Source organism: Flavihumibacter sp. ZG627, from assembly GCF_000814325.1.
Lineage (GTDB): Bacteria > Bacteroidota > Bacteroidia > Chitinophagales > Chitinophagaceae > Flavihumibacter.
This window is the reverse complement of the sequence record NZ_JPHF01000002.1, coordinates 764,130-771,929: the sequence shown is the minus strand read 5'-3', so window position 1 is coordinate 771,929 and position 7,800 is coordinate 764,130. Positions and strand designations below refer to the sequence as shown.

Annotated in this window: 11 protein-coding genes and 1 tRNA gene; 1 reads left to right on the top strand and 11 read right to left on the bottom strand. The window is 42.4% G+C overall.

The genetic code is table 11. The features are described from left to right. Nucleotides 1–886 (top strand): hypothetical protein (locus tag HY58_RS19610; RefSeq protein ID WP_216593776.1); only part of this gene is annotated, 886 nt, incomplete at its 5' end. Between the two features lie 20 nt (nucleotides 887–906). On the opposite strand, the gene HY58_RS06815 is transcribed toward HY58_RS19610, so the two are convergent. The 11 genes from HY58_RS06815 to HY58_RS06765 all read right to left on the bottom strand — a co-directional run bounded on the left by HY58_RS06815 (nucleotide 907) and on the right by HY58_RS06765 (nucleotide 7,779). Beyond that, nucleotides 907–1,359: a M48 family metallopeptidase gene (locus HY58_RS06815; protein ID WP_256381573.1), complete on the bottom strand. Its 453-nt coding sequence runs from the start codon at nucleotides 1,357–1,359 to the stop codon at nucleotides 907–909. A 390-nt stretch (nucleotides 1,360–1,749) separates the two neighbouring features. Beyond that, nucleotides 1,750–2,121, bottom strand: coding sequence for a PIN domain-containing protein (locus HY58_RS06810; protein WP_039129573.1), 372 nt, complete (start codon nucleotides 2,119–2,121; stop codon nucleotides 1,750–1,752). Next, nucleotides 2,096–2,287, bottom strand: a complete 192-nt coding sequence (locus HY58_RS06805) for a hypothetical protein (RefSeq protein ID WP_156123600.1) — start codon at nucleotides 2,285–2,287, stop codon at nucleotides 2,096–2,098. The genes HY58_RS06810 and HY58_RS06805 overlap by 26 nt, the downstream gene beginning before the upstream one ends. 262 nt (nucleotides 2,288–2,549) lie before the next feature. Next, nucleotides 2,550–2,726 (bottom strand): hypothetical protein, encoded by a 177-nt coding sequence (locus HY58_RS19425; protein WP_156123599.1) that lies wholly within the window; start codon nucleotides 2,724–2,726, stop codon nucleotides 2,550–2,552. A gap of 150 nt (nucleotides 2,727–2,876) precedes the next feature. Next, nucleotides 2,877–3,080, bottom strand: coding sequence for a hypothetical protein (locus tag HY58_RS19330; RefSeq protein WP_216593775.1), 204 nt, complete (start codon nucleotides 3,078–3,080; stop codon nucleotides 2,877–2,879). Between the two features lie 839 nt (nucleotides 3,081–3,919). Beyond that, nucleotides 3,920–4,003 (bottom strand) — tRNA-Leu (locus tag HY58_RS06790). A gap of 2 nt (nucleotides 4,004–4,005) precedes the next feature. After that, the gene (gene hscB, locus HY58_RS06785) at nucleotides 4,006–4,551 is read right to left on the bottom strand and encodes a Fe-S protein assembly co-chaperone HscB (RefSeq protein ID WP_039129563.1); all 546 of its coding nucleotides are present in this window, start codon (nucleotides 4,549–4,551) and stop codon (nucleotides 4,006–4,008) included. A 25-nt stretch (nucleotides 4,552–4,576) separates the two neighbouring features. Further along, complete coding sequence (locus HY58_RS19420) at nucleotides 4,577–5,581, bottom strand: YCF48-related protein (RefSeq protein WP_039129561.1); 1,005 nt, start codon at nucleotides 5,579–5,581, stop codon at nucleotides 4,577–4,579. A gap of 12 nt (nucleotides 5,582–5,593) precedes the next feature. After that, entirely contained in the window at nucleotides 5,594–6,397 is an 804-nt protein-coding gene (locus HY58_RS06775; protein ID WP_052323895.1) for a hypothetical protein, read from the bottom strand. A 6-nt stretch (nucleotides 6,398–6,403) separates the two neighbouring features. Continuing rightward, on the bottom strand, nucleotides 6,404–6,838 hold the full coding sequence (locus tag HY58_RS06770) for an ABA4-like family protein (RefSeq protein WP_039129558.1): 435 nt from the start codon (nucleotides 6,836–6,838) through the stop codon (nucleotides 6,404–6,406). Between the two features lie 17 nt (nucleotides 6,839–6,855). Continuing rightward, the gene (locus tag HY58_RS06765) at nucleotides 6,856–7,779 is read right to left on the bottom strand and encodes a phosphoribosylaminoimidazolesuccinocarboxamide synthase (protein ID WP_039129555.1); all 924 of its coding nucleotides are present in this window, start codon (nucleotides 7,777–7,779) and stop codon (nucleotides 6,856–6,858) included. Nucleotides 7,780–7,800: the final 21 nt, after the last annotated feature.

The window sequence follows — 7,800 nt, the reverse complement described above, 5'->3', positions numbered from 1 at the left end:
TGGCATGCGGATTTATGATCCAAGGATAGGAAAGTTTTTGAGCGTGGATCCGCTGACGAAAGGTTATCCCATGTTAACACCCTATCAGTTTGCATCAAATAGACCTATTGATGGTTTTGATTTGGATGGATTGGAATATCTCAATTCTAATTTTGCAAGAGTTGAAGTAGTAAACGGCATTGTGAAATTGAAGATGGCCAATATGCACAATATTACTCGGAATACCTTCCAGGCTGCAAATAATGATCCTAATAATTGGATTACAGGACAAATAGGCATTAACAATCAAATTGGGCATATCGATTATAAGTCATTCGTTCCTAATCCTGTTAAGAATGAGTTTGACAATGATCCGACACATGAGCCCAATAAAATCCAAATAATAGGACTTGCCTTGAGGCATAAAAGTGTTTTGCCGGAGGGATTTTTTGCTGGAGGTGAAATGCTGCCAAAGGCTCCAATCGAGAACACACGATTGGGAAAGGCAGGTATTATATTGGATGCATTTATTACAGGAGAGTCATTTCTTAGAACCTCGTTAAATAATGATGATTTTAATACGGCTCTACAGCAAACCAAATATCTGAAAATGGCAACTTATGATGTGAGTCAGGCATTAGTGGCAAAGAAATCCCCTATTCCTGAAGAATATAGAACACCAGCACTTTTATCCGATATAACAAATGTTGTATTGTCGGGTGTAAGTAATTTAAATAACAAAGAAGTGCTTAAGATTGGTACTATAATCTATAACGAGTTCTCCATGAAAAGAAAGCCGTATGATGGGACACTTCGCATTACGGATCAGGATGGGCGGGTAATTATGCAAGCACCGAAACTTAATAAGAAATATGATCCGAACTATGGAAAGGAAGGGGATAAATAAATAATATAAGTAGGAATTAATTAATTCTGCCTAAGTCTTTTTATTCGGGCTTGAACTGTGTCAATGGAGTGACTTAGCGTGACGCCTTGGATGTTTAGTTGCTTAACCAGTGAATCAGGGTAGTGCTCTAAGTAAATTTTATAGTACATAAGTGCACTATCCTTTTGATTATTTAATTCAAATGTGGTTGCAAGGTTATAGCTAAAATCATAATTGCCCTCATAAGCGGATCGATAATCAGCTATGGCTTTATTGAATTCTCCGATTTTTATATATGTTAACGCCCTGCTTATTTTTGCCCCTGAATTAGGATCAAGGACCAGTGCGTAATTGTAATAATAAATAGCGGAGTCATATCTTTTTTTTGCATCTAGAAGTTCACCTTTTAATGTCCAGTAATAATCATTTTTTTCATTTTTTGCAATCAATTGTGTGATAACTTTATCTGCTCCGACAAACTGCCCAGAGTTGATTAGATAATGGATGCTATCAATGAACCTGTTTTCGGCAATAATTTTACTGACTGTTGCATCAATATTGGGCTGAGTTTTGCTTTGAAGCTCTTCTATCTGGTCTTGAAAATTCTTTTGGGGGAATAAAAGCGGATAATTAATAAGAGTGCCAAGATTATACCAATGGCGGTAAGGATTTTATTCCTTGATTTGATGGTTGTAAGCATATAACTAATATGGGAATTTAAGGGGGATTGATCTACACTTACAGTTCAATATTTTTCTGGAATAAATCTTTGAACTTCTTTTTGGTGAGCATAGTATCGATGATTTTAAATACGGTGGCTTTGTCGTCTTCATCGAGCTGGTTGAGTGGCTCAACCCTGGCTTGTTCTCAATATCACTTACGGCTTACATTTGGTAAGTAACCAATTTTAATTCCTTGACTGTCGTAAATTGTTTGTCTGATGTTATCAGTGGAATATTGGAGGCGATAGCCGTGGCGGCAATAATGGCATCGGCTAGCTTCAGGTGATATTTTCTTCTGACCTCCACATATTTTTCCTTGATGTTGCCATTGAGCGATAGCAGCACACATTCTCCCAACATCACCTCTATTTGTTTCTGTTCCTTGAGCGTTATATTCTTAAAGCCGATCAGTTCCAACTCCGTAATAAAGGATACATAGATGTTTTTGCCATGCAGCATTTCTTCTAAAGTATCATTGCCTTTCAGTAAGTATAAAAAGATATTGGTGTCAACTAAAATCTCTTTCCCACTCATCTCTCATTTTTTTCTGGATGACCAATGGATCTTCTTTCAGTTTCAATTTCAGTATACCATTGTATTTTTTTGCGTTGAAGCCACTGGACACCTTTTCCTTATAGAGCTTTCGCTCCAGGGCTTGGATCTCCTTTTTGGTAGCTCCCTTTTTTAGCACGAGTTCCATATCATTCATTTGTCTCAAATTTAAAGATTTAAAAATGCCTATCCAAACTGGCTGCGTGGCGGAATGATACTTATCCTGGTTTAAGCAGGTTAGCAATCACACTCTTGCCAATTCGTTGGGCACTCATTTCCCGGCCCGGATACAGCCCTTTATAGCTTCTTTTCACATATTTAGTGATATCGTCCCCTTCACCAATTTACACGGAATGAAATTTTTGGTCAGCCGCTTAACTTCTTTTTTGAAGTTTGGCGTAGCAATAACCTTATAGCTCATTCAGTAAATCTTTAGCAGGGATTCCTTTGAGTTTACCGGCTTTGATGAGATTTACTTCTTTTACTGACTGTTCCAGTCCTTTAAGCACCTTCGTTTTTTTGATGCCTGCCGGATTTACTTTAGGAATTTTGCTTTTATTCTTGATATTTAAAATAACTTGTTCCATGACATTAATTTGTCGTGACGAGCTTTGTATTTTTTAATCCGGCTGCGCACCATTTGCAGTTTTTGTTTTTTGGGTAGTTGCATTGCAGATAAAGTCCCCATTTTAAGTGGATCAGATCACGGGGTATTTTTATGCGGCAATAACTTCTTCTCACACATTATGCAAATGGATGATCCTTCTTTTTTCATCATCATAATGACAGCGAACTGCATCTACTACCGCCACTTTCAATGCCTCCAGTGTATCACCCTGCGTATAAATAGATACGCCTATTCCCTTGGCAGTATAACCACCTTCAAGGCTTTCGTCTACCATAAAAATCAGCTCTTCCAAAACTGAGATGTTTATTGCCAAATTTATCTATTTAGGCTAGTCTTTCCAAACGGGGGGTATTTTTTAAAAAATCCATCTCATTTTATTGAGATTGCTTCGTGCCCAGAACAGGAATCGAACCTGTACAATTTCGGAAAGGCGTCTTTAAACAAGTAAATTTGAAGAAACGATAACAGTTAGGAGGTTATCAAGGGCCTTAAACGAAAAGGCAAATTGAAATGAACCGCTATACGGTAGTCGTATCCCAGACAGCCAAAAAGGAATTGCATAGCCCGCCTGCGCGGGTTCTGAATTATATAGTTGCAACAGGCTGGGCTATAAAAATTTTGGTTGTACATTTATCGACACCTAATAATTATGTCAGAGTATAAATTTGACAGAAGCGCATTTCGGATGATGACATTTCAGGATTCTGATGCATCAAATATTTTCGGGAAAGAGGTTCCTTATGCAGAGCGTTTACGGCAGGCATACTTTCTCATTTCCAAAGCTTATGGTTTTACAATGGAAAATCAACCCAGGTTGGATAGAAATTATTTTTCTATGCGAAAAATGAATCCTTAATGGGAACAATTTTTAATGATGACTTTAGAGATTTCATTAAATCTTTAAATAATCAAAATGTAGAACATAGATATTATTACGAAACTTAAAGGGGTGAGTTTTATTGAGGCGTTTCCCCAGGCAAAAATATTTGAAGAGGAGGGGTTGAAAATCAGGTTCATTCACCTCGATAATCTTTTACAAGCCAAGAGGGCATCAGGCCGACACAAAGACTTAGATGATATAGAAAAACTCACTTCGACTGATTAATTAAAATAAAATAAAAAAAGCCATCTCACATTATTGAGATGGCTTCGTGCCCAGAACAGGAATCGAACCTGCACTACCTTGCGATAACCAGATTTTGAGTCTAGCGCGTCTACCAATTCCGCCATCTGGGCTTTTATTCCTCACTGTTGCGGGATGCAATATTACGCAGCGATGCTATCTTGTCCAAAATTCGCTTCAGGTATTTTTTGCGATAATAATATTCCTTTACCTGCAACAACTCTTTTTCGGTAGTAGTACCTTCCTGATAATTTGCCAGAACCGGCTCCACTTCATCATATATGATTTTTAATAGTTTATGGGTTTCGTTCTCCCTGGCAGCCAATGCCTGCATCCCCGGATCCATTTCCAGCTCCATCAACCCCTCATTTATCTCCATCACCTCCGCCAAAAATATCGGGTCTAACTGGAATTTCTCTTCCGGCTCTATCATGCCCTTCAACTCCAGCAGGTACTGCATGGTGCCATCCTCAGTGCTGAATGTTTTATAGGCCCTGTTCACCATCGCCGCCTTTTCCAGCACCTCAGCCTGCTCCGCCGCCGCCGACCGGGTGAAAAAATCGGGATGGTATTGCCTGCTCAATGCATAAAACCGCTTCTTCAGCACCGCCTGGTCCACCCTGAACGATAGCGGAAAACCATAGAGTTCGAAATAATTCATGATCTGTAAAGTTAACGGCTTTGGGCTACTCAAACTTTGCAATCCGCCCATTTCCCCCGGCCAGGAAAACAGCCTTGCCTTTCTTAGCGCGGTGCACAACATGGTAGCCGGTAGTACTGATATTCTTCCAGCCGCGGCCGCCATCTGTAGAAATATCCACGCCAGAAGTACCTGCCGCTATCAGCTTTTTGCGGCTTATATATGCTACCGATGATCTGTAACCGAAAGGAGGGGTGTGAACCTTTCTCCATGATCGTCCGCCATTTTTAGTGAGGGCAATATTGCCTGCCCGACTACTATCGGCAGAAAAATCTCCTCCCACCACAATCCAATGTTTTCCCCGCCCGCCATCCCGCAGCGCAATGGCATTGGCGCCGGTACTGTTACGGCCCTGCACAAGGGGTAGCTCAATCACCCTGCTACCCACAAAAACCCGGGAGCGCATTCCACCCGTTATCAACATCGGCGCAGTATTGGGGCGGCTGATAATATTGCTTCCGCTGGCGGCAAAACAGGCTTCGCCTTCTGCAACCTGCGGGGCTATCAATTCCAGTGATTTCCAGCTTTGGCCATTGTTATCTGTGGCCAGCAACAACATTTTCCCCACCAGCGGATCGCCTACAATGGCTCCCTGCCGGCCATTGTGGAAATGCATGGCATCCAGGAATATGCCCTTGCTGTCATTGCGGTATACCTGCTCCCAATGCTTCCCACCATCAATAGTGCGTAACACGATGCCGGGAGAATCAACCGCCAGAATGATCGCCGTGTTTTCATCGAAAGCCTCGATATCACGGAAATCGCGTGTCTCCTGCCCGGCTACTACCATCCATTCAAAACTTTTGCCCCCATCAATGCTTTTCCCAACCGTGCCCTTATTGCCACTTACCCAAACTACCTGGTCGTCAACTACCGATAGTCCCCTGAAACTTATGCCGGCCCTGCCTTCCAGGGCAATCAGTTCCTGTGCATACAAATTTCCCTGCATTAACAATAATGCATATCCGAAAATATAGATCAGTTTTTTCATGATGCCCGAAAGCTACGGAATTAGCGGGAATCCTTTTAATGCCTGCCAGTAAAGCAGCACTACAAAACCAAGCCAGGTAAAGGCCATGATGATCAGCGTGGTTTTTTTCGGGAAGAAATAATATCCCATCAGTGGCAGCAACTGCAATGAGTGCATGCCGAAAAAATGTGCCACCCTCAGATCGCCGGATGTTCTGCTCCAGTTGACCAATGGGAGTCCGGCTGAACCATCTTCACCACCTATGCTATGCCGGAGCAGTGCTGCCATTTGTCCCCCTTCAAAAGCGAAGATCACAAAGAAGAGAAAGCCCAGCCTTATTCCCCATTTATAGCCATCGCTCATCCATAGCGGAAAATCTTTCTGCCGGAAAAACCGAACGGTAATGGATAGGGTCCATAAAGTAAAAATTAATATAGCTATACCCATTGCATTGAACAGGGCTATATCAAAAGGCGTGCTGGTATTGAAATGCGATAGTTTGCCTTTAGCCGCCTGCCCGGTAATGATCACCAGTTCCAACGCCAGCGTAAGCATCGTAACCCAGCTATAGATCTTTACCGCCCGCTGGTTTTTGAGATATACCAATAACCAGGTAAGTGTAAAAGAAAGTATACTGATGGAGATAAAAAACTTAAAGGGTTTTATATAGGCATTGATACCAAGTATCTGTCCGGATGTTGTGAGAATCATCACCCCGCAAACTACCGCTCCTGCTAAAGTCAGCAGGCAAAAATAATAGAGTAGGGGCTTCCTGCTCTTTGCTTGCAACTGCAGTTTTCTTATGGGCGAAACATGGGTAGTGGCGTAATTGATCATCCCTGTTTATTCTGCATCAATGAAATAGGACCGGGTCTGGTACCAGCGCAATACAAGGTAGAGTAAGAGCCCGAATGGTCCAAGCATAAATGTGAAGAAAAGGCAGGGCAGGAGGGGCCAGAACCCGATTCCGTTTTTACGGGCATCGTTCACAATGAATATTCCGGTGAACAGATCAAATGCCAGATAGTGGATCCATCCTGCCAACAGTGCATACCTGTTGCGGAACAGGCTTTCAATATTATTGAGGGAGTTAAAACTGTCGGCCTGGAAAGCTCCCAGGTTGGTAGCGATAAGCCCCGTGTACATCAATGCGAAAATAGTAATGATGGTGCCCGTTAGTACCTTACCGATCCAAAGGGTTTTATGAAATGCCAGCAGCAGTATCCAACCGATCAGGGCAAGGCTGCTGCTTATCCGGAATAGGGTGTCTGCTGACATAATTGTTTGTTTTAAGGTTATAGTTGGCTCAATGCCTCCATGATGGCTTTCCTTGTTTCCTCATCACTTAGTTTAAGGGGCTCAAATTTTTTGCCGATCACCTGCTCATAGAGTTCTATATAGCGCTTGCTGATGGTATTGATCCATTCGGGTTCCATGGCCGGAACCGTCTGCCCTTCCTTACCCATGAAGTTATTCGCTATTAACCATTCGCGCACAAATTCCTTGCTGAGCTGTTTTTGCTTTTCTCCTTTCAACTGTCTTTCTTCAAAACCATTGGCATAGAAATAACGGCTCGAGTCGGGCGTATGGATCTCATCCATCAGGTAAATAGTGTCGCCGATTTTTCCGAACTCATATTTGGTATCCACCAGTATCAGTCCCTGCCTGGCGGCAATTTCTTTTCCTCTCTCAAAGAGTGCCAGTGTATAATTTTCCAGCGTATTCCAGTCCTCAGCACTGGCAAGCCCCTGCGCAATAATATCTTCTTTGGAGATGTCTTCATCATGACCCTCCGCCGCCTTGGTTGATGGCGTTATAATAGGCGTGGGGAAGTAATCATTTTCTTTCATGTCTTCGGGCATACTAACGCCGCAGAGCAAACGCTTTCCGGCGCTGTAGGTGCGCCATGCATGACCCGTGAGGTTTCCCCTCACCACCATTTCTATTTTAAAGGGGATACATTTTTTACCGATAGAAACATTGGGGGCCGGAACGGAAAGCAGCCAGTTGGGACAAATATCTGCCGTGGCCTCCAGCATATATGCAGCAATTTGATTTAATACTTGTCCTTTATATGGGATAGGTTCAGGAAGGATAACGTCAAAAGCCGAGATCCGGTCGGAGGCAACCATCACAAGAATATCGTCACCAATAGTATAAACATCACGAACCTTTCCTTTATAAAATGCAGTTTGTTCGGGGAATTGAAATTGTGCCATAAAACAAAGTTACCATCCCGC